Origin of the sequence: Bifidobacterium commune, from assembly GCF_900094885.1 — a bacterium.
Taxonomy (GTDB): Bacteria; Actinomycetota; Actinomycetes; order Actinomycetales; family Bifidobacteriaceae; genus Bifidobacterium; species Bifidobacterium commune.
This window is the reverse complement of record NZ_FMBL01000001.1, coordinates 709,909-736,350: the sequence shown is the minus strand read 5'-3', so window position 1 is coordinate 736,350 and position 26,442 is coordinate 709,909. Positions and strand designations below refer to the sequence as shown.

The following is a 26,442-nucleotide window of genomic DNA, read 5'->3' as shown; positions in this document are numbered from 1 at the left end:
GAGTGTCATTTGGGTCCGGGGCAGGTTGATGACTTGCCTCGGACCTTTGCGTATCTACGATGTGACTGTGATTGTAGGCGATCGTTGACAGGTAGTCCATGCTGAGCTCTCATGAGCTGTTGATATTGCATGGCTTATTGGGCTGAAATATACGGATGATCGGTTTTTGGCGGACTGGTGGCTATGGTGATATGGACCGTTTGTTCGTGGGAAAGGTCGTATTTTGATCGTTTTCGGAGATGATTGCCAACGACATCGTTTGAGGTTGGAGAGAATATGAGAGTTGGTTTGACCGGCGGTATTGCGGCTGGCAAGAGCACTGTTGCCGAGCACTTGAAGGAGATGGGTGCTTATCTCATCGATTACGATCAGTTGGCCAGAGAAGTGGTCGAGCCCCATGGCGAAGGCATGCAAGCAATCGTCCGTGAATTTGGCCCCGACGCAATGATGTCTGATGGGTCGTTGAATCGTCAGTGGATGGCTGAACATGTTTTTTCCTTCGAAGCTGATCCGAATTCACGAAAACGCTTGGATGATATCGAGCATCCATTGATTTTTCGGTGTGCCACCCAAATGGAACATGAGATCGGTCAAGCGCCCAATCGGGGTCCCTGCGGCACTTTTCCTCTTGGTGGTGTTATCGTTCATGACGTTCCGTTGCTGGCTGAAGTCATGGAGGTGATTCCATTTCGATTTGACCATATACTCACCATCGAGGCTCCCGAGAGGGTTCGCATTGCACGCATGATGTCTACACGAGGGATGAGTCGGGAACAGGCGGAAGACAGGATTCGTCATCAGCCTAGTTCCCAGCAGCGCGAGGCGATTGCGGATGTGGTCATTGATTCCACTCAACCAATCGAACAAATGTTCGAGTGTCTTGATATGCTATTCGCACGATGGCTTTCAGACTTCCGCATACGAAATGCAGTGAAGGCGGAGAGTCGGTTGAGTGCTAAACGTAATTAGGTGTCGAGAAGCAATGGAATGATGCGTTTCGCGTCAAGGTTGAGTTGAGAAGTCCGGATTGGTCAGAGAATCGAGGCAGGCATGGGGTTCAATATTGAGCGTTCACATCATCCGTTCGTGGTGAAGGCACCGTACAAGCCGTCCGGAGATCAGCCGGAAGCCATCGAAGCAATTGCTCATCGTGTTGAAAACGGCGAGAACGACGTGGTGCTGATGGGTGCCACAGGTACAGGAAAGACTGCTACAACTGCGTGGCTGATTGAGCGATTGCAGCGACCCACGCTGATTTTGGAGCCAAACAAGACGCTGGCCGCCCAGTTATGTGCCGAATTTCGCGAACTGATGCCAGACAATGCCGTAAGCTATTTCGTCTCTTATTACGACTATTACCAGCCTGAGGCTTATATTCCGCAAACCGACACGTATATCGAAAAGGACTCCAACGTCAATGATGATGTGGAGCGTCTTCGTCACGCGGCCACCGCAAATCTGTTGACAAGGGACGATTGTGTGGTCGTGGCCACCGTCTCCTGCATTTACGGCCTCGGAACTCCGGAGGAATACGCGGGTCGCATGCTTTTCCTGCATGAAGGTGAGCAGGTTGACAGGGATTCGTTGCTTCGTCAATTCGTTGCAATGCAGTATAAGCGCAATGATGTCGCCTTTACCAGAGGTACTTTTAGGGTGCGCGGCGATACTGTCGAAATCATTCCGGTTTATGAGGAGCTGGCCATCCGTATCGAGTTCTTCGGTGATGAGATCGACCGCATTTCGACGCTTCATCCGCTTACCGGTGACGTTATTGCTCATGAAGATCAGGTCCATATTTTCCCTGCTTCGCACTATATTGCTGGCCCTGAACGTACCGAACATGCGTTAAAGACCATCAAGGGCGAGTTGATTGAACGTACGACGCAGCTGCGCAAACAAGGAAAGGAACTTGAAGCGCAACGTCTTGAAATGCGTACAAATTACGATTTGGAGATGATCCAGCAGGTTGGTTTCTGCTCCGGCATTGAAAATTATTCCAGGCATTTTGATCAGCGTGAGCCTGGCAGCGCCCCGCATACATTGCTTGACTTCTTCCCCGATGATTTCCTTTTGGTCATCGATGAATCCCATGTCACGGTTCCGCAGATCGGGGCAATGTATGAAGGGGATGCAAGCCGCAAACGTACTTTGGTTGATAACGGTTTCCGTTTGCCGTCTGCAATGGATAACCGGCCGCTCAAATGGCCGGAGTTCCTAGACAGGATAGGTCAGACGGTCTATCTTTCGGCTACTCCAGGTGATTATGAGCTTGGGCTCTCTGACGGGGTGGTGGAGCAGGTCATCAGGCCAACCGGTCTGTTGGATCCAAAGGTTGAAGTGCGTCCTGTTAAGGGGCAAATTGATGACCTGTTGGGTGAAGTCAAGGAGCGCATTGCTCGACAAGAACGTGTTTTGGTGACCACGCTGACCAAAAAGATGGCCGAAGACCTTACCGATTATCTGCTGGAACGTGACATCAAGGTCGAATACCTGCACTCGGATGTCGACACGCTTCGCCGCGTTGAATTACTGCGCGAGTTGCGCGAAGGCAAGATTGATGTCATCGTCGGCATCAACCTGCTGCGAGAAGGGCTCGATTTGCCCGAAGTTTCGCTGGTCGCCATTCTTGATGCAGACAAGGAAGGCTTCCTGCGTTCGCATCGTTCACTTATTCAGACCATCGGTCGTGCAGCTCGTAATGTATCAGGTACGGTGATTATGTATGCCGACGAGATCACCGATGCGATGGAAACTGCCATCAATGAGACCAATCGTCGTCGTGAAAAACAGATTGCATACAACGAAGAGCATGGTATCGACCCGAAGCCATTGATAAAGAAGATCAGCGACGTCACCGACATGTTGGCAAAAGAAGATGTCGATACCGAAACGCTTTTGTCGGGTGGATACCGTGACGAGAAGCGTGCGGGTAGTGACAAACGCGTGGCTCTTACCAGTCTTGACGAGAAGGATTTGCAGAAGCGTCATAACGACATTGTCAACGCAGGTCTTCCTGCGCAGGATTTGGCCGATCTTATTCGTCAGATGAGTGAGCAGATGCATACAGCCGCAGAGCAGCTTCAGTTCGAACTTGCTGCGCGACTGCGCGACGAGATTCGCGATTTGAAAAAGGAGTTGCGTCAGATCACCGAGGCTCAGAAATAACGCAGGTCACCGGCATCTCGTAGGCTGATAATATGTCAGAAACACCTGTAGCGTTCATGGTCGTCACTTTCGTGGTGCTGGCCGTCTTCTTTGTTTTCGATCTGTTTGTCATCGGTAGAAAACCGCATGTGCCTTCCACCAAGGAGTGTGTGCAGCATATCGTTTTCTTCGTCGCGGCTGCACTGATTTTCGGCGGATTGGTCTGGTGGGTTTCAGGTTCTCAACCTGCGCTTGAGTTCTATTCTGGTTGGCTCACCGAGTACTCGCTAAGTATCGACAACCTTTTCGTTTTCGTGATCATTATGACGAATTTTGCCGTACCTAAGCAACTTCAGAAATATGTGTTGAGCGTCGGCATCACCATTGCACTTATTTTGCGTGGTTTCTTCATCCTCGTAGGCGCAGCCGTGATCGAGCGTTTCACTTGGGTGTTTTTCATCTTCGGAATCTTCCTGGTCTACACCGCAGTGAAACTCGTTGTTGGAGACAACGAGGATGAGGAATACCATGAAAACGCAATCATCCGTGCACTGCGCAAGGTCGTCAACGTTACCGATGAATATGATGGTGAAAAGTTACGCACCACCCATGGGGGGAAGAAGTACTTCACCCCGATGCTCCTCGTCTTCCTGACCGTCGGCACCACCGATGTGATGTTTGCGTTTGACTCCATACCGGCGATCTTCGGGTTGACCAAAGATCCGTTTATCGTCTTTACTTCGAACGTATTCGCCCTTTTGGGTCTTCAGCAGCTTTACTTCCTGCTTGGCGCACTTCTTGATAAATTGGAGTATTTGCCATACGGATTGGCTGTAGTTCTAGGCTTCATCGGCGTGAAGCTCATCATGGAGGCACTGCATGGCAATTCGCTGCCGTTCATCAATGGGGGGCATCCGGTAACGCAAATTCCGGAGGTGCCAATTTGGGCTTCACTGGGTGTAATCGTCGTTGCGATTGGTGTCGCGGCACTCGCCAGCGTGGTCAAAATGAGGCTCGATAAAGCCAAAGCAAAGTGAAACTCGAGATGGTTATGTGAGCGTTCACAAAAAATTGAGCATAACCGTTTTGAACACTTGAAAATGCTAGTAGACTGGAAAATGTAGCGGGCATGGCTCCGCCGAACAATATGTCAGAAATGGATTAGGACAGGTATTCATGAGGAAAGCAAAAATCGTAGACACCATCGGACCGGCCAGTGAATCGTTGGAAAATTTGACCGAACTGGTCAAGAACGGTATGGATGTCGCACGTCTCAATCGTTCTCACGGCACCACTGAAGATCACCTGAAGGTTTACAACAACGTACGCGAGGCTTCCAAGAGCACGGGCCGCAATGTTGCCGCTTTGGTTGACTTGCAGGGTCCGAAGATTCGTTGTGGTTGGTTCAAGAAGAATGCTGCGGGTGAAGACAAGGTTCAGCTCACAGAGGGCCAGGAATTCGTTATCACCACCGACGATATTGAAGGTGACGAGCACATCACTTCCACCACTTTCAAGGGACTTCCTGGGGATTGCCACCCCGGAGACCCGATTCTCATAGATGACGGCAAGGTCCGTCTTGAGGTCACCAAGGTCGAGGGTAACAACGTTCACACCAAGGTTATCGTCGCAGGTCCTGTCTCCAGCCACAAGGGCATCAACCTTCCCGGCGTTGCCGTGAGCCTACCTGCCCTGACCGAAAAGGATGAGGGCGATTTGCGTTGGGCCATCCAGACCGGCGCGGACATCGTCGCCATGTCCTTTGTGCGTTTCGCTTCTGACATCGATCGTGCGCACGAGATTATGGACGAAGAAGGTCGCCGCATCCCAGTCGTCGCGAAAATCGAGAAGCCGCAAGCTGTTGAGAACCTCGAAGACATCGTGAAGGCATTTGACGGCATCATGGTCGCTCGTGGTGATATGGCAGTCGAAATGCCGTTCGAGGAGGTGCCGCTGGTCACCAAGCGTTGCATCGAACTGGCCCGCGAATACGCCAAGCCGGTTATTGTTGCTACCGAGGTGCTCGGTTCGATGGTCAGCTCGCCGATTCCGACGCGTGCTGAGGCCTCCGATTGCGCCAACGCCGTGCTCGATGGTGCCGATGCAACCATGACGTCGAACGAGACCGCTGTCGGCAAGTATGCACCTCAGACCGTCAACACGATGTCCCGTATTTCTGGTTATGCCACAGAGCATGGATTCGATCGTATCCCGACTCTTAAGAACCCGGATATGTCGAGTACCGGCGCGGTTTCTTCTGCGGCTGTTGACTTGGCTGACAAGGTCAATGCCAAGGCAATCGTTGCTTTCACCCAGACCGGTTCTACGGTACATCGTGTTTCTCGCGAGCGTCCTGCCGCTCCGATCTATGGCATCACCAACAACGAGCACACCTATCATTGGTTGGCTCTGAGCTGGGGCACCGAGGCGTTCTGCGTCGCCGAGGATTACCATAACATGAACCGTCACGAGCTTATGAAGTTCACTGACAAGGTTCTGCGCGATGCGGGCAAGGTCGTTGACGGCGACAAGATTGTGGTGCTTAGCTCCGCACAGGGTGAGCAGCAGTCCGGTCGTACGGATTCGATTTACGTCCACACCGTGGGTGCTTGCGACGCTGACTGATTTTCCAAGTTGCATTTTCGGATTGTGCGTATCTGCAATTCGTGAATACATGAATATCGGATAAGAGTGGGAGGTTGACTCCGGTGATGACTTCACTGGGGTCAGCCCCTTGTTTCGCTAACTGAAAGATGATTTCTTGAAATCGGAAAGACACGCTGATTACGAAACTGAATGCTTTCGTCGCTTGATTGTGATATCTTAATATGGTCTTGATTTCAGGGAATCATGGCAAGATACAAGCCCTTGTATCCCAATTGGTAGAGGAAACAGCCTCAAAATCTGTGCAGTGTGGGTTCGAGTCCCACCAAGGGCACTCTAGTGGATTATCACTTTTGTAACTTGCGTATAATGCGATCAATGTGCTCTATACTCGACAATTGTCAAGAAACTGAAAAGCCCCAAAGACGAACAATATGGAAGTGAATGCATAATGGATGAGGCAATGGATCAGGTTTTAACCGATGAAGAGCTGAAAGCGGCGGCAAACGATTTTGTTGAGCCCACCGCAAACGGGGAAAAAGCAGAAAAGATTGAAGATGCTGAACCGCGCCAGCGCACTGTCGTCGTGGCGGAAGACGAATCCGTCAATCGTATGGATCTTGTTGCCATGCTTGAAGACAATGGTTACAAGGTCGTTGGCGAAGCGGCAAATGGTGAGGAAGCCGTTGAGCTGACTCGTAAAGAGCGTCCTGATGTGGTGTGCATGGACGTCAAGATGCCTCGCATGGATGGCATCACTGCCGCAGGGACCATTTGTGACGAGAACATCGCGCCTGTGGTGATGCTGACTGCATACTCTCAATCCGACTTGGTAAAGCAGGCAACCGGTGCTGGTGCTATGGCATATGTCACCAAGCCTTACGAAGAATCCAAATTGCTGCCGGCGTTGGAAGTGGCTATGGGTCGTTTCGCCGAAATCAATGACCTGCTTGATACGGTGGAGCAGAACGAAGGTAAACTGAAGAAAGCGGAATCCCAGCTTAAAGAAGCAGAGGAGAAGCTTAAGAAGGCCGAAGAAACTCTCGAAGAGCGTAAGCTCGTCGACCGTGCAAAGGGTCTGTTGATGGACAAGGCGGACTTTTCTGAGCAAGGCGCGTTTCGCTGGATTCAAAAGACTTCGATGGACCAGCGTATTCCTAAGAAGCGTCTGGCAATGGCTATTATTGCCAAATATGGTGATGCTAAGTCTGAATCAGGCCAGAACTGAGCAACACTTGTTGATTATGTCGCCTGTCGATTCGTATGGGAATCGGCAGGCGACATTTGTATAGTAGAGACAGAGACAAAACACGAACATGGCAATCGATTCAGGAATGGCGGCGATGATGGACAAGAATATCAACGAACACCAAAACGCGAGTGAGGCGAAATCTGAAGGCACTCTGCTTGTCGTAGACGGCCATTCGTTAGCGTTTCGTGCTTTCTACGCGCTGCCTGCGGAAAACTTCACCACGTCGACCGGTGAGCCGACCAATGCTGTTTGGGGTTTTGCGACGATGCTCGCCCAGGTTTTGGACAATGAGAAGCCGGGGCATCTTGCCGTTGCCTTTGATATGGCAGGCGGCACGTTCCGCAACGAAATGCTGCCTCAATACAAGGGGACCAGGGATGCCGCACCTGAAGATCTGTTGAGTCAGCTGCCGGTTATACAAAAGCTGCTGAAGGCGTTGGGTGTCAAATACATTGAGAAGAAGGGCTATGAGGGGGATGACATCATCGGCACCATGGCCACGATGGGCAAAAAAGCGGGATATAAGACGCTTGTGCTTTCCGGTGATCGTGACGCCTTCCAACTGATCGATGACGATACTACTGTGCTGTATCCAGGGCACCATTTCAAGGATTTGAAGCATATGACTCCTGAGTCGATCGTGGAGAAATATCATGTTACCCCGCAGCAGTATCCGGACCTTGCCGCCATGCGCGGTGAAACCGCGGACAATATCCCCGGGGTGCCGGGCGTCGGTGATGGATATGCGGCCAAATGGATCAATCAATACGGTGGGCTTGAAGGCATTATCGAGCATGCTGACGAGTTGCCGGGCAAAAAAGGTCAGGCATTGCGTGACAACATCGACCAGGTCAAGCTCAACAGACGCGTCAATAAAGTTCTTAGAGACGTCGATTTGGGTGCCTCCATCGATGATTTTGTCCTCGGCGGCATGGATATGTCCGAGGTGAACAAGACTTTCTCCAAGCTCGAGTTCAGCGACCGGTCCAAGGTACGTTTGGTCAAGTCGTTTAACGGCGGAGTTATTCCCGATGACATGGATTCATCTTTTGAAGCGTCGATTGACGCCAATGAATTGACGATCAGTGATCCTCATCCAATTCATATCAGCGATGCGGATGAACTTGAGGATTGGCTTGACAAACACATCACATCAGTTTTCACAGAGGCCGAGTCTGATCCTTATTTTGGTTCTGACGCTTTTGGGCCTTCCAATGGTCAGTCAGCCGCAATTATGGACATCAAAGCCCGGTCGGGAGATGGTGAGCATAAGTCCGATAATACACAAAAGCCGAGCGAGACCGAAAAGACCGACAACGCTCGAAACCAATCAACGACAGAGAATAACGATCCGACGCCTGCAAAGGCTGGCGAAGTGCGTGGACCGGTAGCTTGTGAATTAAGCTGCACCGCTGCTGTTGAGCATTCCTGGGTGCTTTATGCGTTGGGTGTTTCAAAGCCGGGGGATGCCCATCTTGAAGCGGTTGCCGTTATGGCGGACTATGAGGCAGCAGTGATTAACGCTGAAAATATCGATGACCGGATTCATGATATTTTTCAGAGACTGTTTGACACCTTCCATACTTCGATGATTGTGCATGGATACAAGGAGCATTTGCATATACTCTCTTCGGCTGGTCTCGACTTGCCCGCTCCTTTGTTCGACACGAAACTCGCCGGTTATCTGGTGGAGCCTGATTTCCATGCCGAGATGCTGGAAAAAGCCGCATCACATTTCTTAAAAGTGGAAATTCCTGAAGCCAAACCCAGAAAGGCGCAAGGTGAACTTGACTTTGGTGACGGGCAAATCCTGAAGGAAGATTATGGGGCCTCCGAAGAGGTCCGGGAAATCGCAGTCAAGAGGGCGGCGCTCGTGCGCTCGCTGGCTGATTTGCTCAAGAAAGAAATCGACCAGCGCAAGCAATACGGCTTGTTGCGTTCTATTGAATTGCCTGTTTCTTGGAGTCTATACGGTATCGAAGAAGCTGGTGCTAAAGTGGATTTGAGGCGGTTGCATGATTTGCTTGACGGATTCTCCGCCGAAGCCGCACAAGCACAGCAGATTGCGATTTCGACTGCCGGGCATGATCTTAACCTGCAAAGCCCGAAGCAGCTGCAGACTGTGTTGTTCGATGAGATGGGGCTCATGCCTTCGAGACGAACCAAAACCGGCTCGTATACGACGAATGCAGCCACCCTGCAAGATTTGTATGTCAAGTATGCCCAGGATGAGAGGGCGAGCGATTTTCTCGGGGCGGTACTCCGACATCGTGAAACAAACAAGCTCAAACAAATTGTGCAGACGCTACTTGAGTCCATCAACCACAAAGATGGAAGGATTCATACCACTTTTGAGCAGACTGTTGCGGCCACTGGTCGTCTCAGTTCCGTCGATCCGAATCTGCAGAACATTCCTAACAGGAATGCAGCAGGACGTGAGATACGTTCGGCTTTCGTGCCAGGTGAGAGCTATCAGTCATTGCTCAGTTGCGATTATTCGCAGGTCGAGCTACGTCTTATGGCTGATTTGTCAGGCGATGAATCGCTGATCGAGGCCTTCAAGTCAGGTACTGATTTTCATCGGTACGTGGCCAGTCTAGTCTACGATATTCCGGTTGATGATATTACTTCCGATCAGCGCAGCCACGTTAAGGCGATGAGCTACGGGCTGGCTTATGGCTTGAGTACGTTTGGGCTCTCGCAGCAGCTTAAGATCAGTCCTGCAGAGGCTGATGTGCTCAAAGACAAGTATTTCGCGACCTTCGGTAAGGTGCATGACTACCTCGAATCGTTGGTGACGACTGCGCGCGAAAAGGGCTATACGGAGACCATGTTCGGGCGGCGCCGTTATTTCCCCGGACTTCGTTCCTCGCGTCGACAGGTTCGTGATGCCGCTGAGCGTGCTGCACTGAACGCTCCTATTCAAGGCTCTGCCGCGGATATCATGAAAATCGCCATGATACGTGCGGACCAAGCGCTGAAGGAAGCCAAACTCAAAAGCCGTATCATTCTTCAGATTCACGATGAACTGGTGTTGGAAGTTGCACCAGGTGAAAGCGAACAGGCCAGCGAACTGGTGCGCAACGCCATGGAGCATGCTGTTGATTTGGCGGTGCCTCTGGATGTTTCCATTGGTGTCGGTTCAGACTGGCAAGCGGCGGCTCACTGACGTTGACGGTTCGGGCGTTGTTTGCGTGCAGCATTTGCAATTGGCGAATCGCAATGGCGTGCGAAGTTGACGGATAATAGTCGTTACGGTTGAAGCGATAAAGAAGAGGAGAAACATGTCAGACCAACAGATTCCGAGGCTTGCGCAGATTGTCGAAGCACTCGAGCGGCTCTACCCGCTTGAATTTGCTGAGGATTGGGATCATCCGGGGCTGATTGTCGGTGATCCGAACGACACCGTCGCGAAGATTGTTTTTGCCGTTGACCCAACCATGGCTGTAGTTGATAAAGCCATCGATATGGGTGCGGATTTGCTGGTGTGCCACCATCCGCTGTTCTTCCGTTCAGTGCATGAGGTGTCCGGCTTCGGGGAGCGTGGCGCCATTGTTGGCAAACTGTACCGTACCCATTGCGCACTTTGGGTCGGGCACACCAATGCCGATGTTGCTTATCGAGGTGTGGCCCAAGCTGCCGCAGACGCTTTCGGTTTGCAACACCAAACGCCGCTCGAAATGACGGGTGAGCGCGATGGGCATGCCATTGGATTGGGCCGGGTAGGTGTTTTACAAGAGCCGATGACACTGCGTGCATTCGCCCAGAGGGTGGCTGAACAAGTCCCGAAAACCGAATATGGCATTCAAGTGGCCGGGGACCTTGATGCGCAGGTTCGTCGTGTCGCAGTGTTGCCCGGTTCCGGTGATTCGGAATTCGATGCGGTTCGCGCCAGTGGTGCCGATGCCTATGTCACCAGCGATTTGCGCCATCATCCGGCCACGGATGCGCTGCAACAGGCGTTGCACGAGGCTCGGCTCAATGGAACGACCGTGAGACCTGCGTTAATCAATACACCGCATTCTGCCATCGAGTCAATGTGGTTCAGATATGCGCTTGAAGACGTTGCTGACGCGGTCGAGTGCGATACTGCTTATCGCCCTGAAACGCATAGGGTGGGCATCGTCACTGACCCGTGGCAGTTGGTTGTGGGTCGTGGTGCTCCGGAGCATGCGTGATTGAGTATGTTTCCGTAGTCGTCAGATGCTTCGTGGAGTGTTTGTTGGTGTGCGTATTGAGGAGCTGGTATTCGGGTCTTAATGCATTGATGCAGGTTTTGATAAGGAAGGTGTGAAGCAAAATGAGTACAACGCGGGAAGTGGCAATTCGGGAACAAGTGAATGCCCGGTTGCAGAATTCGAACGATGGCGTGGATATGGAAGCGCCGGTAACAGTGATGTCCAGTGAAACTGTATATCGTGGGGTTATTTTCCATATTGATGATCGAAAGGTTGCGCTCGCCGACACCGACGGTGGGGAAGTGACGGTCCATCGGCAGATCATCGTTCATTCTCCGGCCGTCGTAATGCTGGTCCATGATGAGGTCCGCGACCGTTATCTGCTGGTGCGTGAGTACCGTGTCGGGCCCAACGCATTCGCATACGGGCTGCCGGCAGGTCTCATGGAAGAAGGCGAAAATCCGGAGGCCGCAGCCTTACGCGAATTGGAAGAGGAGACCGGGGTTCGTCCTAGCGATAGTGCCTCTGCTCGCATCGAGTCGGTTGGTGATTTCTATTCCTCAGCAGGCATGACCGATGAGGTGTTGCATATTTACGTGATTCATCTTGCCGATTGGGTCGATGGGCCAAGGCATTTTGACGAAGATGAGCATGTGCAATCCGCGTGGGTGACATGGGACGAGTTGACTCATGTAGGCATTCGAGCTGCTGATGCAACCATTGCCATACAGCATGAGCAGATACGTCGATTGCGCGAGGGCCTGGATTCAAAATAAATAGATCCGTGAACTTTTTCGTTATCGGGCTGTTGTGCCGTTGTCGCTGTGCATTGATGTATGGTGTCGGCAGCGGAGGCGTCTTTGCGGCCGACCGTATACCGTCATCGTATGTGGTGTCTTGTCCAAGATGATCGATACAATTTCTACGTTATGTGCTCATGCGCATGACATCGGGATGTAGCGCAGTTTGGTAGCGCGCCTGCTTTGGGAGCAGGATGTCGCAGGTTCAAATCCTGTCATCCCGACTCATAGATCTCGGATTTTCAACGATTTGGTTCGTTGGGAATCTGGGGATTTTTCTTTCATGAACGATTGAACACAATTGCCTTGCTTTTCGCGTCGTCCCGCCGTGCCTGCGACTTCATTGAGCCGTGCTCTGTATCGGTCGAGGGTTATGGTGGCGCTAGCATGGCCCAGTTTTTTTCTGTAATGTTTTCATATCGGCGCCATGGGCTATGGCAATCGAAGCGTATGAATGACGTAGGGAATGAATGGTGATGCCTTCATCCTCCATTCCGGCAAAGTTGAGCGCTTTCCTCCATGTCCGGTATCGCCAATTATGGACGTTGATTGGACCCCTCGGGATGCCCTGAATGCGAAATCGCTTTGTTCGCACCCGTTCATTTCGTTATGAAGTTGTCTCACGAGGAATGCCGGTACGGCCACATTCGCGATTATCGCTTTTGAGCTTGCCCAATATGAGGTGCCCATGTTCGTCTTATATTGGCTTGCTATGACAAAACCACCCCGCAAACGGGAACCCCGTATCCATAGAGGAATCCCATATGCCAGTCTTGCTTCCTTTTCGCTGTGGTTCGGACGGATTACCGTATTCCTTCGAATCCCTGTCGTGTTGTTCCGGCTTTGAACGGCCGATGAATCCTGTGTTCCTTCTAGCTCGTGTACTTTCTTGTCCGTCCGCAGGCGTCTTCTTTTCCTGTTTCATGGTAGGGTCCTATTCCGAACAAACAGGGGGGGGAATGCCGAAACCATCTGAGAGAAGCAAAAAATGCACCGGCTGGTTGACGAGGCCGTAGACGCCGAACTCGCCGACTGAAAGCCAAACGCGAATGGCTACGAGCCATAGCGGACAGGCTCGGCCAATGGCGCGACCAATCACAACGCACGACAACTTGCACAGGAACTGGAAGCGAAATGCGGCGTCACCAAAACCCGATTCGTCCGCATCCTTGGCACCGGACCACGCGAGACGACCGTCATCTGGTCGGCCGCAGACAATAAAAGAAAACTCACAAAGCAAGACACTACGGAACGTCGAATCGGGCAGCCAGTCGAGGATGAAACCGCGTCCGTAAACGCCATGGCTTACGTGCCGTTGCCCGCCGCCCGCTGATGGCTCGCGACAACACCTGGACGCGCCGGAAAGCTATAGTCGGTGGATTGCCGACTCGAAAGAATGGATTAGATGGCAACGACAGCTGGGCCATACCGGACGCAAACCGCCACCCACCGAGGAACAACGGCGACAGTGTCGGGAGCAGGCCGGAAGATGGCGCGACAACCACCGCGAACACATACGCGAACGCGACCGGCGGCGCAACGCTGAAGACCCCGAGTACCGGGAACGCATACGGGTCGCTCGCCGCGCCTGCTACCAAGCCCACCACGAACAACGCGCCAAAAAAGCGGGAGCAACGCGCGTTGAGGAAACAGGGCCCGACCCCGGAACAGCGCGAGAAAGCCAGGCAACAGGACAAACGGAACGCCCGCAAACGCCGCGCCGCCTACGTGAAACGGAAACAAAAACCGGAAGCCGACCCCGAACGTCTGGAACGCATGCGCGAGAAGAAGCGGGAATACGCCGGACGTTACCGAGCCGAACACCCCCCCTGATCCGCGAGCAGAGGGACCGGCGCAACGCACGTGCCCGCGAACGGTTCGCCACCGACCTCCAATGCCGGCAACACAGGCGCGAGATGGTACACAACAGCACATCGAGCACCCCAAGACCCGCGAGCAGAAGGACCGTTACAACGCCCAGCACCGCCAACGGTACCGTGACGCCCCGGAATGCCGGCAACGGCAAAGTGCAAGGATGCACGCCTACAACGCCGAGCGCAGGAAGGAACGAGCCATGGCGAAAACCACTACGCGAACGAACACCGGTATGGATGTCCCCGCAGCAGCTTCCGCGTCCCGCAGCGCACAGACCAGGAAAGCCGGAAGAAGAATATTGAGAGCGTGACAACCAGCGGGAACATTCGACCACAGGGGCGCGAATGTCAGACGGCATACACCATTTCCGGATATGCTGGAGCCAACATCACAAAAGGAGCGACAATGATGAACGACAACCCCAATACCGATACCGATACAGGAACCGACATGACCGTAGAAGTCTACCGATTCTCACTGGGACTGCCCGTCGAAGCCTAGCGGACCGGTTGGGCGTGGATGCGAGCAGGGTGCTCGCTTGGGAGCGTGAGGACGAACCCGTTCCCGAAGAGGCCATGCTTGGCTGGGGGAGCAGCGCGCCGGGCGCATCGACGAGGTCCGCTCGTTCATGGCCAACGAACAGGACATAGACGCAACAGAGAAAGCGACCCGGAAACCGGAGGCTGGGACTTCACCCTCTACCGGGACTTGACCACATTCGCCGCCGCCGACCAGCCCACCCATATCACCGACTGGCGCACATGGAACCAGGCCTATCTCATCATCGGCCTGCTCATGCAAGCTCTCGGCTACGTCATCACCTATCGGTATGCGACAGGGGTGAATAATTGATGCAAGAGATTTAGGCAAATCGTTGTAGAAACGTGTCCGCGGTCGTGGTCTTTGCGATTGATGATGTTTTACTGATACTGTTATACCAGCTAACGACTGGCGTAATATGGTTTACCGCTTTAAAGCAGCGTCCCGTTGGATCCGTGAATTGGTTTTCTTCCATTTATTTTCTGTTGATTAGCATCGCTCCTTTGCTGCTAGTCTTATAGATAGGTTGTTAGCGGTCGGTTTTTGTTGCTGTTTCTAGGGGCTGGGACATGATGCGGGGTAGCAAAAAAGTTGCGGTAGAGCCGGAATCTTTGTGCATAAGCGACATCGATACGTCAGGGCAGGCGGAGGCTTTCGCAAAACGTATAGCCGGTGGACACAGGACCTTTTTTCTCCAAGGCAGTTGGGGTAGTGGCAAAACCGAATATCTGGAGAAGGTCAAAAAGACCAATGCAATGAAAAACTACAGATTCATCGATCTTGCATTGTGGAAGCCGACGAACAGGAACACTTTGGCTCAGAACCTGTTCTCCGCGATTTTCCCCAGGTTCGCGAAAATCATTTACGGAACGGGTCTGGTTCTCCTTGTCTTCGCGGTCATCGGAGCTATCCTTTTGGCTCTGCAGGGTAGCGTCCCCGTATTGAAAAGACTGAACCCGTTCACCTTGCCGGTCACGGTCATATCCGTGGTTCTGACGACCTTGCACGGATTCTTGAATAGCAGGTGGTTCGACACTGACCGCTTCCTGCTTACGGTCTCGATCCGATCGCTGACGAGTCTACGGAGACCAAAAGTATTGGTCATCGACGATTTCGATCGTTTGGGCGAAGGCCTTCAGAAAGAACTCTATACGCTCTTCAATGCCGTCCATGGTCGTACCGCAATCATATTTGTCGGTGACCAATGGAATCTCAAATCCCTCAAAGACAATTATCTGGGCAAGATCATCGACCAGAAAATCATGCTTCCCCTTCCATTGCAGTCCGGAAACGTCGCCCAGAGAATCCGCGAGGCGGTCGCCGAATTGCTGGGGAAGGACGTCGACCTGTCATCGGTGGAGACCATGTTCGTGTACGAGCATCGTACGGCCCGGGACGCGAACAGATTCCTTGCCTATGTGGAAGCCGAGTTCATCGGACAAGACAAGAAAGACAGGGTCCAGCACGACCAGGAACTTTTCGTTATCTACCTGTATTTGTTCCATCCGAGTGAGTACGAGAAGCTGTACTATGACCATTGGCTGCCCAAGAAAGATTCGAATGCCACCGATCCGGTAACAGCCGGGGTGTTCAAGAACATGAAGGACACCGATTCGAACGAGGCCAAGGAGGAAACGGCGAAGCCATTAGTCGAACAATACATGGACTTCATATTCCAGCCCAGAAACACGAACCCCACCGACTTCAGCAGCAATTCTTCGGCATACTTCATCAACGAGCTCGCCAACAAGCACGCTTTACTGCAACTTAGAGAGGCCATCGACGACGAGCAGATACTCACCAAGATGTTCGACACTGATGATCTCACCCATTCCGCGGACTATGAGGAGTTCCTCGATTATGTGGACAGGATGGGAGATGATGAATACTTCGCCGTCCAGAGCCGTATGGAAACCAACGCGATATCCGTCATGCATTCGGAGGTGCGGCATGTGCCGAATCGGCTCGTGAAACTCATCTTTGACAAAAGGCTGAAACAGATGACCAAGCGGTTCACGGATTCCGATTTCAAGCAAATCCAGGAAATGGATGCCGCGTGTATGCAGGCGTTCGAGTCCATATTCGACGAAGCCGAACGAAAAATTGGCATCACGGTCAGTCCGGCAGAACGAATGTATTGCTATCGTTCCTGCCTGAATCTTTACGGAACAATATCGTCAATTGACGGTGGCCTGGCTTTGACTACATCAGCGATCAATGAGTGTGGAGTCAGTCGATATTTTGATGCAGTCGCCAAAAGAATCGTGCAACACAAGGACTATGGCAGCCGCCCATATGATGCTGAAGCCCTCATTGTCCAATTGGGTTTCCGGTTCTGGTTGGATGGGCCCATCAATCCTACGCAACATCCCGATTTTCAGTCTAAAGTGGAATCCATAGAGAAACTCGATCCTTCGGAATACCGGGCATTCTGGAAGGCGTATCGGATTGAACCCACAAAACAGAATGGAAAGTACCTGCTACAGGGTGGGGCTGCGCTTGAGTTTGATTATGATACCCGGCCGTATGATACACATGTGCTCGACCGGCTTATACGAGAACGTGATGAGTGAGGTTGGAGTGCAACCGCGTTTAACGGATATGCGCGGCCTGTGAAGTTTGTTTGTTGACCATAGCCTGGTCTGTGGTGTTTTCAGTTTTGGTTTCTTTGAGCCTACCGTTGTAGGTGTTGATCTTCTTGGCGAGGAATTCGCGCTGCTCCTGGGCTTCTTTGATACGTTCGGCGAGCAGCCGGTCCTGCTGGTGAAGCATGGAGAGGTGTTCGGGGATGGTGGCGTCGCCTTGGGCGCGCAGGCGGGAGTATCGTTCGATGGTGCGCAGGGGCATGCCGGTGCTGAGCAGGCGTTGCACGAACGTGATCCATTCGAGGTCGTGGCGGGTGTAGGATCGGTGGCCTTCTGGGTCGCGGTGCGGGTCGAGGATGCCGCGCCGTTCGTAGTACCTTAGCGTGGGGACGGGCAGTCCGGTGAGCCGGGAGACGTCGCTGATGCGCATGGTGTCCGTGTCAGCCTCCTCCAGTCTTGGTTGTTGCGGGCGTGTCGTCGTTTTGCGTTGAACCATGGTTCATAGCCTAGCGTGGTGCCTGCCAGTGCGGACGCGTCCAGCGGAAAGGAACGCATGAAGGAACAGTATATGGGGGAGTCGAGGTTCCTCAGACCGCGTGTCCGGCCGGACGCCGCCCACCGGTTCCTCGCCCGCCTGGAACGGGAGGGACGGCTGGACGGGGTGGCGACCATGAACATTGACCGCCTGCGCCAACAGGCCGGCAGCCGGCACGTGTGCGAGTACTGGGGTGACATGCGCCTCAACCACTGCGCCGCCTGCGGGCGCGCCTGCGACTGGGACCGCGACACCGGCACCGGCAACACCATCGCAGCTCCTGCGGCGGGATCGTGGTCCCCGACTTCGTCACCCGTAGGCTCGCCACCTACCCCGAACAGGTCGCCGCGGGCCGGCGTCTGATCGCCGGCTGCGACCTGCTCGTCGTCATCGGCACCCAGACCATCCCCACACCACCACACGGCACCCCAATGGTGTGCGTCGACCTCAAACCACGCCGGCCTGCTCGGAATACGTGGCAGGGCCGACGACGTGTTCACCAGACTCGATGCCATGTATCGGTCATGATTGCCCGATGGGATTGCTTGTTGAAGTTAGAGAGCGGACGGGATGTTGCACTTCTCGACGGAACTTGAACTTTACGATAGCGATGCTGAGTGAAACATGCCAAATAGGGAATATTTGTCATCATTATGGGGTACGTTCTTCCCCATGTGTGATGAATTGGCATTGGATGTGAATGATGGGGCCGAACCGGGCGGCGTCGACGACGCGGCGGGACTGATTTCCCGGCTGCGGGAGTCGATGACGCGGCGGCAGCTGGCGGAGTCGATGGGGGTGTCGACCTCGACGGTGGAGCGCTGGGAGCTGGGCACGGTGCCGTGCAAGGCGGCCTACATCCCCGCGCTGCAGGAGCTGTACCACGGCACCACCGAGGAGACCGGGGGCGACTTCCACACGGTGGACCTGTTCGCGGGCATCGGTGGTATCCGGCGCGGGTTCGCGTCGGCGGGCGGGCACGCGGTGTTCTCCTCGGAGTGGAACGAGTTCTCGACGCGCACCTACCGGACCAACTACGGGTTCGAGGAACAGATGACGGGCGACATCACCAAGGTCGACGCCAATGACATCCCGGACTGCGACGTGGTGCTGGCCGGCTTCCCGTGTCAGCCGTTCAGTGTGGCGGGGGTGTCGAAGAAGCGCAGCCTGGGCCGGGAGACGGGCTTCCGTGACAAGACCCAGGGGACCCTGTTCTTCGACGTGGCGCGCATCATCGCCGCCAAACGGCCTGCCGCGTTCCTGTTGGAGAACGTGAAGAACCTGACCAGCCACGACAGGGGCCGCACCTTCAAGGTCATCCTCGACACCCTCAGGGACGAGCTGGGCTATGAGGTCCACTGGAAGGTCATCGACGGCCGGCATTTCGTCCCGCAGCACCGTGAGCGCATCTACATCGCCGGCTTCCGCTCTGGGACCGGCTTCACCTGGGACGACCTGAAGTTCCCTGACCGCAAGCCGGTCCTCTCCGACATCCTGCACAAAACCGACGGTAGCGAGCCGTCCCTGCCATGGGACGGCGACCGGTTCTTTGACTTCGAACATAAAAAGGTTCAGGACAAGTACACGCTCACTCCGCGCCTGTGGCAGTACCTGCAGGACTACAAGAAGAAGCACGAGGCTCTAGGTCACGGGTTCGGCTACGGGCTGGTGACCCCGGACATGGTCTCTCGTACCCTGTCGGCCCGCTACTACAAGGACGGCTCCGAGATCCTCGTCAAGCAGGAGGGGGAGCGGCCCCGCCGTCTCACCCCGCGCGAGTGCGCCCGCCTGATGGGCTACCCCGACGACTTCCGCATCCCCGTCTCCGACACGCAGGCCTACCGGCAGTTTGGCAACAGCGTCGTCGTGCCCGCCGTGGCCGAGGTCGCCCGCATCATGCGCCCTCACATCCTCCAGGTCATGCAACAGGATGACACTGGCCATGACTCCAAGGATGCGGGCGTGGAGGCCAGGGCCATCAGCAAGGCCCGCAGGCGCGCCATCGAAGGGGCCAGTCAGGACTGACTTCAAGAAGCCGCTTGAAATCAGGATTCTTCTGGACAAGATACAGATGCCAGAAGATGGTGAAGGGCTGTTTTCTGTGTTGAATATGTTCCGATATCGTTCGGTGCTCTTTCGTGGATGGTACCTTATAAGTCATGGGTAATTATGGAGTCATCGGCGATTATATTGGTACGGTCGCTTCGAAGAGGTTGTCTGCGGTCGATATCGATCCAAAGGCGAGCCACCAACACGAGTTCGGAGATCGTAAAGCAGGAATCCGGAGTCTTCTCGGCAGTCAAGACAGGAAAAACATTCCTACCGCTGTCATGTACATGGATGATGACGAAGCTCCGTTGGTTGCCGACATTAACACAAGCTGGTACGACACGCGACGAAACCAGCCCAAACGAACTCCTGAATGGCGACTTTACTACGAGGATTGTGATCCGATTCGTCAGGCAAAAACTGGTGATCTCATGTGTTTGGGTAAGTTGAGCGATGGGCACCTGCTCATCCTCATCGTCGACCAAGGCAGCAGCATAGAGGCGCAGATAAAATGGCTGTTCGACATCCATAATGAATCCGAACGGTCCTATGACCTGCATGACGTCACAAGCCATGACATCGACGCTCTCGGAGCTGAGATTCTTGAGGCTCTGGGCATCATCGTTCAGCCGAAAGACGATGAGCTGCTGGGTGTCATGATTGACAAGTGGGGGTATTCGTTCCCCACAAATGCCGATTTCGCTTCTTTGGCGCAGGAATCGTTGAAAGACGTGGATCCGGCCCATGATGATCCCGATGACGTAGTAATGGCCTATTACAACCAGAATTTCCTTCTATTCAAGGTTTTCGAGAAGGCAGTCATCCAGCATGAATTTGAGCAAGCACCATTTGTGTCCAACGGCATCATTGATGTGGAATCATTTACTACTTTCTATACTAAGGTGCGTAACCGGCGCATGAGCCGCGCGGGAACCAGTCTGGAACTGCATATCGCGCGAATCCTTGATGTAAGACATATTCCGTATAAAGCGCAAGCCCATACCGAAAACGGCAAGAAACCGGATTTCCTATTCCCCTCACAGGAGGCCTACGATGATTTGACGTTTCCTGACACTCAGCTGCGCATGCTGGCATCGAAGACATCGCTCAAGGACAGATTCAGACAAGTCGCCGACGAAGCCGTGCGAATCCAAGACAAGCACCTGTTCACCATGACACCGGGAGATGTGACCGATTCCAAACTCAAACAGATGGATGAACTGCATATCCATCTAGTTATGCCCCAGCAAGTGAAAGGGACCTATGATGACACCATACAATCTGAAACCATGCGTTTCTCTGATTTCATTCAAGAGATAGAAGAATTGGCAAAAAAGGAACTTCTCGGCTGAATCCATAAAATTAATGAAATGAAATTGTGCTCGAATATATTCGTTTGGAGTAGATATTTGCGTAATCTGTGAGTATAATTTCATGTATGTCATGTACAAGTAGTTGTAAATCTGCTGTTGGTACTGTATGCGTTTGCCCCTGTTGTGGAATCAATCATGGAGTGGGGCGCTTAGCTTGGAGTCATGCCAGCTCTGTACAGACAATCTGTCCAGATGGCAAGAAAGCTCAAGCTGGCGCCGAAGCTAATGTGAAGAATCTCAAGACAATTAAAATTTCTCGGAAAGTGCCCACACAAAGAAGTAACAGGGTTTCACAAGAGCATTTAAGAACAATCGAAGTTGTAGATTGGTTGATAGCACATCCGTCTGAAAGAGCACAAATTGAAGCAGTGAACGATGCGTTTCAAGCGAGTGCTGAAAAAGCAATAGCAGGTTTAACAGAGAAACAAAAAATAAGGTTTGCAGATCACTTCTGGTGTGATTTCTTTGCGTCATTAGTACAGCTGATCGATAAAGGCCAATTGACTATTAACAAAGTTCAACAGGCCGTTGCTGAGGGAGTTTCGAACGCTCTTATCACAATGGTATTTGATTCTATCGAAAAGAGCCGTGCCTCTTCTTATGGGAATAAACCTGGAACTATTAATAAAAATCGCAACAAGACAACACGCAAGGTTGCGGATAGACAATCTGGTCTTACTGCTGCTGTATTAAAGGTAGTAGTTAAAGATGTTCTCATATCAGTTTTCAAAGCGTACAGTAAGTCTCTTACCTCGAATCTAGCTATTTATAAAAAGCATTTTCAAATTTTAGCGATATTGTTGTGCCCTAATCCTCAAGCTCATAAACTAGTGTGGGATACTTGCTTGGCTCCATTATTGGCAGAATCGATCGCGAACTCACTTGTTCAAAACTTGAAGTCAAAAAACATAAGAATACCGACTGTTGATGTTTGGGATAAACAGCCTGTTAGTGCGAAAGCAATTCTGGAATATGTTCTGTGAGAAAATAAAACTATGAGATTACAATACTTGCTCTTTGTAGTATGTAGATAGATTTAGAACTGTGCTTGGATATTTCTGATTAATAGTCTTGGGCTTTATTTGATTAAATAAGGTGCATTAGTTTCTAATTATTCCCAGAGCATATATGGTATATGGAATTTGCGTTAGAAACAGAAAACCGGGATATTCGAGGGGTACGCCATAAAGTGAATCTAGATAAAGAAAGATTCTATAAAAATTAATTACGGTATTGGGTATTATTTTCTATTCAAGACACGATTCAGACACGATGGCCTTCGTCATTTACCGTTTTCAACCGTCTCGATCGTTTTTTTTGGATGGTTTGGGTTTACTTTGAAATACCAGCGTTATCGGCAGTTTCCGGTACTGTCCGTTACCAGTCGTTTTAGCTGTCAATCTAACAGGATGTCGCAGGTTCAAATCCTGTCATCCCGACGAAAACGTTGGAAACGATGGGGCTCGCGACGTTGCTCGATTTTCTTGAAAGTAACTTGGTAGAGATTGCATGTGCAGCTTTGCAACTTACGCTGCCACCAACAACAATCTAATGCTCCCAACGAGTGTGGCGGTGCATGGACCGAGATTTTGATTGCCGCTGCATCCAAGATGTTCTGATGCCGAGGCCCTGCATTGACACGAGGTGAGATTGCTACCGGTGGCCGTGGGTTCTTTTGTGCTTCAGATTGCCTCATTGATGGCATCTGCGGTTTTCCGTGGATCCGCCAACCCCAGCACGAGCCGGTCGAATTTCTCGTCACGAAGTTGGATGATGAGAGGCTGCTCGGGTTGGGCAATGTTCCAGAATTCAACGTCACCGTCGGGAAACTTGAATGTGCCGACTTTTTTGCCGGGTACTGATAATCCGGGGGTTCGGATGGCCTTGCGCTCGCTCCTGATGAATCCTGGGTCAACTGTGGCGCCTGCGACATGATCCAGTGGAATCTCCATGCTGCCTGTAAGTGACCAGAGCTTGTTCAGGCCATTGGGTGTGATTTTGAGCGTTGTTTCCGCGATTTCAATGGTATTGCTTGCGGTTGTGTCGCTAGCAGGGTGAATTTCACCGTTGGATTCGTTCATGGCTTGCTGGGTTGTTACCGACATGGTATCTCCTTTTGTTGGTTCGGTTATGGGTAACGTGGTTGCTTCGAAATGTTAAGGTTTGCCGATGATGCCCGCATGTTTAAGTAAATTGCTTCCAAGGGCCGATGCAAGCTCTTGTTGCTTTGCTGCCCACTGGTCGATGATCATGCGGATTTTTGCATCGTGTGATGCCAGCTCCAAGCAGGCGATGGCTGCCAAGGTTAGCGTGCTGTCTGGGATGGGAGAAGTCCCCTGATGTTCGGTTTGGGGTTCTGGCATAACTGTCTGCTCAGGTCGATCGTAAGTAAGTTCGCTGTCCGGTTCTTTGTTCTGTTGTTCATCTTCTGCCGGTTCGTGGTTGCCCGAGGGTTCTATTTGTTCCACGACGCACAGTGAGCTTTGCAACACTTCCAGGAAGATTCCTCGTTTGCTACCGAATACCTGATACAGGCTGCCACGTTTGAGTCCTGTGGCTTCTACAAGGTCATCGATAGATGTGGCTGCATAGCCATAGGTGCAGAAGACCTGACGGCATTGTTGTATTACGATGTCTTCATCGAAATTTCTAGGTCGTGCCATACTTGCCAGTATAACTATTTTTGAATAAATAGTCAAAAACGAAGATTGTCTAGTTATGGTTGTTCGACACGGCAATGTTTTGAATTGTGTAGCGGTGGCTGAACGACTATGTTTGAGACCTCGATAGACTTAAGTACATGTTGCTTTTGCTGCCTCCGTCTGAAGGAAAGTTTGCGCCCGATTACGGGCCGACGTTAGACCTGGATCGTTTGTCCTTTCCTGAACTCAATCAGGCCAGGAGCAAGGTTCTTTCGGCGTTGATGGAGGTATCGCGTCGCGAGGATGCCGCACAGAGCCTAAACGTGGGAGCCAAGGGGGCCAAGGAGATTATTGCACAGCGTGATATTCTTACTGCTCCTTGTGCGCCGGCACGTCAAATCTATACCGGTGTGCTCTATGAGGCCGCTCAGCTTCACCAAGGTGACGATGTCATGGTGTTTTCCGGTCTGTTTGGCGTAACCAGGGGAGAGGACTTTATTCCTTCCTACAGGCTGTCGATGAATGTCTCGCTTCCCGGGATAGGACCGCTTAAAACCTTCTGGCGTAACGAACTTGCTGGCTGGATGCCGAGCAAGACAATGATGCGCCAAGTCAATGGCTCCCAGTCTCAAACGATCAGTGGCACTTGTAATGAAATAGCAATAGACCATTGTCCAGAAGATGCAGAAATTGAAGACATCGTCGATCTTCGTTCGGAACTGTACCGTGTCACCGGTCCCAGTTCCACCGAAGCCCATACCCGTTGGTGGAACATACGAATCGTTGACTCGAAGAATAAAACCATATCCCACATGGCCAAGCATTATCGGGGCCTGCTCGCACGTGCCTTGCTTGATGCACCGAGCCAATCCGTTGATGAGGTCGCTCGTACGATCGGAACCGTCACTGTCGAACCCAAGGCCGACGTGTGTCAGCTTACGCTGGTACCTGAAAACCTGTAAGTGGAACTCTCATAACGTTTTGGATGATGATTGGCGTGTCGTTTTAGAGATAATCCGAATGCCATTGTCTGCTTATTGAAACTCGGCAGTTGTTGCCTGCTGGGTTCTCGATTGCCTACGTGTGAGACGTATTGACTGGATATTGAAACGATAGATATCTATCGTAGGTTGGTCTTCAAGCCGATGAAGTGTTCATTCGGATTGGCTTGTACATCAGCAATTGTGGATGCCTGTTCTATCTGACCGGTTGATGCAACGATGTGCTGTAGGGGAGTTCCTCTACTATTTCGATTATGACAAGCATTGAAGCCTATACTGCTGACACTACGGATGATGGTAGGAAGCTCCGGTCTGCAGAAGTCGCAGACGCTGTGAGCGATGAGGGTGTTCAGGCATCTAATCTATGGCCCGCTCCTGTCGCCCATCAAGCGTTGCAATCGCTGGCTGTGATTCCCGGAAGCAAATCACTGTCGAATAGATATCTTATTTTGGCCGCTTTGGGACATAAAGTAGTGGTCATCAAGGGATTATTGCGTTCGCGTGATACGGATTTGATGGCTGACGCATTGCGTACGCTCGGTGTAGATGTCAGTTTTGATGAACAGGACGAGACGACAGTCACGGTCTCACCACCTGCCAACGGTAAATTCAAGGGAAACAGCACAGTTTTCTGCGGTTTGGCCGGCACAGTGATGCGCTTCGTTCCAGGTCTTGCACTGTTTGCAGATGGCCCGGTCCATTTCGATGGAGATGAACAGGCGTATGCACGTCCCATGCATCCGGTGCTCGACGGACTTGAACAACTGGGGGCACATGTTGAGTATGACGGTGAGCGAGGTTTCCTGCCGTTTACCGTTGTTCCGCCCGTTCAGACAGAACCAAGCACTTTTGCGTCGAATGACGCTCCCGCAAAGGTGGTTATTGATTCGTCGTCGTCATCCCAGTTCATTTCAAGTCTGTTACTCATCGGCTCGAAACTCCCGCATGGCATGGATCTGAAGCATAACGGCAACAAACTTCCCAGTATGCCGCATATCCTCATGACGATGGCTGATGTCAATGATGCTGGTGGTCGGGTGCAGATGACTGAAATCGGTCACTGGACTGTACCGCATCGTGATTTGATGTTGCCGAACGGCGTGGTGGTGGAACCGGACCTGTCGAATGCCGCGCCGTTCCTGGGAGCGGCAATGATTGCTCATGGATCGGTTAGTGTTCCCCACTGGCCGACTTCGACGACTCAACCAGGAGGCCTGCTTCCTGGTATTTTGCAAAAGATGGGGGCTACGGTAACGTTGAATGGGCGACTGTTCGACGAGGGTATGGGAATTGCTCAGACTCAAAAAGTGACGGGCTCAGACGATGATCACGTACTGAGGAATGCAACGTTGACAGTCTCGATGAATGGTTCGATTCACGGGTTGGGTGAAGGTTTTAACCTATCCGCGGCAGGGGAGATAGCCCCGAGCATCGCTGCCCTCGCAACATTGGCCGATAGTCCTAGTGAGTTGGTCGGCATTGGTCACCTTCGTGGACATGAAACGAACCGGCTTGCCGCGTTGGTGACAGAAATCAATCGCATCGGGGCAGGTGCCCGCGAGTTGCCGGATGGCATCGCCATCACGCCAGTGGATCACCGTAAACTGCACGGTGAAATTATGGAAACCTATGCTGATCACCGTATGGCGACGTTCGCGGCAATGATCGGCCTCGTTGTCCCAGGGACCCGGATTCGTAATATCGAGACCACTAACAAGACTATCCCCGATTTTCCGGGTATGTGGTTGCGAATGCTGGGTCAGGATTGATTTGCTGAAAGTGATGTCTTTGTAACAACGGGGCCCGGAATCGGCAAACTTACCGATTCCGGGCCCTATTGTAGTCATATCAACAAAAGTTGGAT

At 52.3% G+C, this 26,442-nt stretch carries 21 protein-coding genes and 2 tRNA genes; 20 read left to right on the top strand and 3 right to left on the bottom strand.

What is annotated here, in order from left to right; genetic code table 11:
- The first annotated feature begins 276 nt into the window (after nt 1–276).
- The 14 genes from coaE (at nt 277) to GA0061077_RS02875 (ending at nt 16,966) form a co-directional block, all read left to right on the top strand.
- Nucleotides 277–969: a dephospho-CoA kinase gene (coaE, locus tag GA0061077_RS02950; protein ID WP_091847396.1), complete on the top strand. Its 693-nt coding sequence runs from the start codon at nt 277–279 to the stop codon at nt 967–969.
- A gap of 81 nt (nt 970–1,050) precedes the next feature.
- Complete coding sequence (uvrB, locus tag GA0061077_RS02945) at nt 1,051–3,165, top strand: excinuclease ABC subunit UvrB (protein WP_091847395.1); 2,115 nt, start codon at nt 1,051–1,053, stop codon at nt 3,163–3,165.
- Between the two features lie 32 nt (nt 3,166–3,197).
- The gene (locus tag GA0061077_RS02940; protein WP_091847394.1) at nt 3,198–4,181 is read left to right on the top strand and encodes a TerC family protein; all 984 of its coding nucleotides are present in this window, start codon (nt 3,198–3,200) and stop codon (nt 4,179–4,181) included.
- A 139-nt stretch (nt 4,182–4,320) separates the two neighbouring features.
- Complete coding sequence (gene pyk / locus GA0061077_RS02935; RefSeq protein ID WP_091847393.1) at nt 4,321–5,769, top strand: pyruvate kinase; 1,449 nt, start codon at nt 4,321–4,323, stop codon at nt 5,767–5,769.
- A 239-nt stretch (nt 5,770–6,008) separates the two neighbouring features.
- A tRNA-Leu gene (locus tag GA0061077_RS02930) sits at nt 6,009–6,082 on the top strand.
- A 129-nt stretch (nt 6,083–6,211) separates the two neighbouring features.
- Nucleotides 6,212–6,976: an ANTAR domain-containing response regulator gene (locus GA0061077_RS02925; RefSeq protein ID WP_375773969.1), complete on the top strand. Its 765-nt coding sequence runs from the start codon at nt 6,212–6,214 to the stop codon at nt 6,974–6,976.
- A 118-nt stretch (nt 6,977–7,094) separates the two neighbouring features.
- Nucleotides 7,095–10,169, top strand: a complete 3,075-nt coding sequence (polA, locus tag GA0061077_RS02920) for a DNA polymerase I (RefSeq protein WP_091847626.1) — start codon at nt 7,095–7,097, stop codon at nt 10,167–10,169.
- Between the two features lie 130 nt (nt 10,170–10,299).
- Nucleotides 10,300–11,178: a Nif3-like dinuclear metal center hexameric protein gene (locus GA0061077_RS02915; RefSeq protein ID WP_091847625.1), complete on the top strand. Its 879-nt coding sequence runs from the start codon at nt 10,300–10,302 to the stop codon at nt 11,176–11,178.
- Nucleotides 11,179–11,300: 122 nt separating this feature from the next.
- The gene (locus GA0061077_RS02910) at nt 11,301–11,954 is read left to right on the top strand and encodes an NUDIX hydrolase (protein WP_091847391.1); all 654 of its coding nucleotides are present in this window, start codon (nt 11,301–11,303) and stop codon (nt 11,952–11,954) included.
- 174 nt (nt 11,955–12,128) lie between these two features.
- Nucleotides 12,129–12,202 (top strand) — tRNA-Pro (locus GA0061077_RS02905).
- Nucleotides 12,203–13,358: 1,156 nt separating this feature from the next.
- On the top strand, nt 13,359–13,811 hold the full coding sequence (locus GA0061077_RS02890; RefSeq protein WP_143249590.1) for a hypothetical protein: 453 nt from the start codon (nt 13,359–13,361) through the stop codon (nt 13,809–13,811).
- Between the two features lie 61 nt (nt 13,812–13,872).
- Nucleotides 13,873–14,163, top strand: coding sequence for a hypothetical protein (locus GA0061077_RS02885; protein ID WP_091847387.1), 291 nt, complete (start codon nt 13,873–13,875; stop codon nt 14,161–14,163).
- A 269-nt stretch (nt 14,164–14,432) separates the two neighbouring features.
- Nucleotides 14,433–14,705, top strand: a complete 273-nt coding sequence (locus tag GA0061077_RS06725; RefSeq protein ID WP_143249589.1) for a hypothetical protein — start codon at nt 14,433–14,435, stop codon at nt 14,703–14,705.
- A 257-nt stretch (nt 14,706–14,962) separates the two neighbouring features.
- Nucleotides 14,963–16,966: a P-loop NTPase fold protein gene (locus GA0061077_RS02875; RefSeq protein ID WP_143249588.1), complete on the top strand. Its 2,004-nt coding sequence runs from the start codon at nt 14,963–14,965 to the stop codon at nt 16,964–16,966.
- Nucleotides 16,967–16,985: 19 nt separating this feature from the next.
- On the opposite strand, the gene GA0061077_RS02870 is transcribed toward GA0061077_RS02875, so the two are convergent.
- Complete coding sequence (locus GA0061077_RS02870; protein ID WP_200754437.1) at nt 16,986–17,474, bottom strand: MerR family transcriptional regulator; 489 nt, start codon at nt 17,472–17,474, stop codon at nt 16,986–16,988.
- Nucleotides 17,475–17,531: 57 nt separating this feature from the next.
- On the opposite strand from GA0061077_RS02870, the gene GA0061077_RS07230 reads away from it, so the two are divergent.
- The 4 genes from GA0061077_RS07230 (at nt 17,532) to GA0061077_RS02850 (ending at nt 21,918) form a co-directional block, all read left to right on the top strand.
- The gene (locus GA0061077_RS07230; protein ID WP_091847383.1) at nt 17,532–17,876 is read left to right on the top strand and encodes a Sir2 family NAD-dependent protein deacetylase; all 345 of its coding nucleotides are present in this window, start codon (nt 17,532–17,534) and stop codon (nt 17,874–17,876) included.
- A gap of 309 nt (nt 17,877–18,185) precedes the next feature.
- Nucleotides 18,186–19,538, top strand: coding sequence for a DNA (cytosine-5-)-methyltransferase (gene dcm / locus GA0061077_RS02860; RefSeq protein WP_183193109.1), 1,353 nt, complete (start codon nt 18,186–18,188; stop codon nt 19,536–19,538).
- Between the two features lie 134 nt (nt 19,539–19,672).
- A complete protein-coding gene (locus tag GA0061077_RS02855) occupies nt 19,673–20,914 on the top strand; it encodes a type II restriction endonuclease (protein WP_091847382.1) in 1,242 nt (413 codons plus the stop codon).
- An 86-nt stretch (nt 20,915–21,000) separates the two neighbouring features.
- Complete coding sequence (locus GA0061077_RS02850; protein WP_143249587.1) at nt 21,001–21,918, top strand: hypothetical protein; 918 nt, start codon at nt 21,001–21,003, stop codon at nt 21,916–21,918.
- Between the two features lie 699 nt (nt 21,919–22,617).
- Here the strand turns inward: GA0061077_RS02850 and GA0061077_RS02845 are convergent.
- Together GA0061077_RS02845 and GA0061077_RS02840 are read right to left on the bottom strand one after the other, a co-directional pair.
- Nucleotides 22,618–23,040 carry a PH domain-containing protein gene (locus GA0061077_RS02845; RefSeq protein WP_234696472.1) on the bottom strand — a complete coding sequence of 141 codons (423 nt, stop codon included), beginning with the start codon at nt 23,038–23,040 and terminating at the stop codon, nt 22,618–22,620.
- A gap of 51 nt (nt 23,041–23,091) precedes the next feature.
- A complete protein-coding gene (locus GA0061077_RS02840) occupies nt 23,092–23,598 on the bottom strand; it encodes a TetR/AcrR family transcriptional regulator (RefSeq protein WP_091847380.1) in 507 nt (168 codons plus the stop codon).
- A gap of 137 nt (nt 23,599–23,735) precedes the next feature.
- Between GA0061077_RS02840 and GA0061077_RS02835 the strand changes: the two genes are divergently transcribed.
- Nucleotides 23,736–24,539, top strand: a complete 804-nt coding sequence (locus GA0061077_RS02835; RefSeq protein WP_091847379.1) for a YaaA family protein — start codon at nt 23,736–23,738, stop codon at nt 24,537–24,539.
- Nucleotides 24,540–24,832: 293 nt separating this feature from the next.
- Nucleotides 24,833–26,347: a 3-phosphoshikimate 1-carboxyvinyltransferase gene (aroA, locus tag GA0061077_RS02830; RefSeq protein ID WP_091847378.1), complete on the top strand. Its 1,515-nt coding sequence runs from the start codon at nt 24,833–24,835 to the stop codon at nt 26,345–26,347.
- Nucleotides 26,348–26,442: the final 95 nt, after the last annotated feature.

Excerpts from the sequence above, each read along its gene's own strand:
- GA0061077_RS02845 (WP_234696472.1), bottom strand. The coding sequence starts at position 23,040 with ATGTCGGTAACAACCCAGCAAGCCATGAACGAATCCAACGGTGAAATT.
- GA0061077_RS02840 (WP_091847380.1), bottom strand. The coding sequence starts at position 23,598 with ATGGCACGACCTAGAAATTTCGATGAAGACATCGTAATACAACAATGC.
- GA0061077_RS02940 (WP_091847394.1), top strand. The coding sequence starts at position 3,198 with ATGTCAGAAACACCTGTAGCGTTCATGGTCGTCACTTTCGTGGTGCTG.
- GA0061077_RS02910 (WP_091847391.1), top strand. The coding sequence starts at position 11,301 with ATGAGTACAACGCGGGAAGTGGCAATTCGGGAACAAGTGAATGCCCGG.
- aroA (WP_091847378.1), top strand. The coding sequence starts at position 24,833 with ATGACAAGCATTGAAGCCTATACTGCTGACACTACGGATGATGGTAGG.
- GA0061077_RS02870 (WP_200754437.1), bottom strand. The coding sequence starts at position 17,474 with ATGGTTCAACGCAAAACGACGACACGCCCGCAACAACCAAGACTGGAG.
- coaE (WP_091847396.1), top strand. The coding sequence starts at position 277 with ATGAGAGTTGGTTTGACCGGCGGTATTGCGGCTGGCAAGAGCACTGTT.
- GA0061077_RS02835 (WP_091847379.1), top strand. The coding sequence starts at position 23,736 with ATGTTGCTTTTGCTGCCTCCGTCTGAAGGAAAGTTTGCGCCCGATTAC.
- pyk (WP_091847393.1), top strand. The coding sequence starts at position 4,321 with ATGAGGAAAGCAAAAATCGTAGACACCATCGGACCGGCCAGTGAATCG.
- GA0061077_RS02850 (WP_143249587.1), top strand. The coding sequence starts at position 21,001 with ATGTCATGTACAAGTAGTTGTAAATCTGCTGTTGGTACTGTATGCGTT.
- dcm (WP_183193109.1), top strand. The coding sequence starts at position 18,186 with ATGTGTGATGAATTGGCATTGGATGTGAATGATGGGGCCGAACCGGGC.
- GA0061077_RS02925 (WP_375773969.1), top strand. The coding sequence starts at position 6,212 with ATGGATCAGGTTTTAACCGATGAAGAGCTGAAAGCGGCGGCAAACGAT.
- GA0061077_RS02885 (WP_091847387.1), top strand. The coding sequence starts at position 13,873 with ATGCCGGCAACACAGGCGCGAGATGGTACACAACAGCACATCGAGCAC.
- uvrB (WP_091847395.1), top strand. The coding sequence starts at position 1,051 with ATGGGGTTCAATATTGAGCGTTCACATCATCCGTTCGTGGTGAAGGCA.
- GA0061077_RS02875 (WP_143249588.1), top strand. The coding sequence starts at position 14,963 with ATGATGCGGGGTAGCAAAAAAGTTGCGGTAGAGCCGGAATCTTTGTGC.
- GA0061077_RS07230 (WP_091847383.1), top strand. The coding sequence starts at position 17,532 with ATGAAGGAACAGTATATGGGGGAGTCGAGGTTCCTCAGACCGCGTGTC.
- GA0061077_RS02855 (WP_091847382.1), top strand. The coding sequence starts at position 19,673 with ATGGGTAATTATGGAGTCATCGGCGATTATATTGGTACGGTCGCTTCG.
- polA (WP_091847626.1), top strand. The coding sequence starts at position 7,095 with ATGGACAAGAATATCAACGAACACCAAAACGCGAGTGAGGCGAAATCT.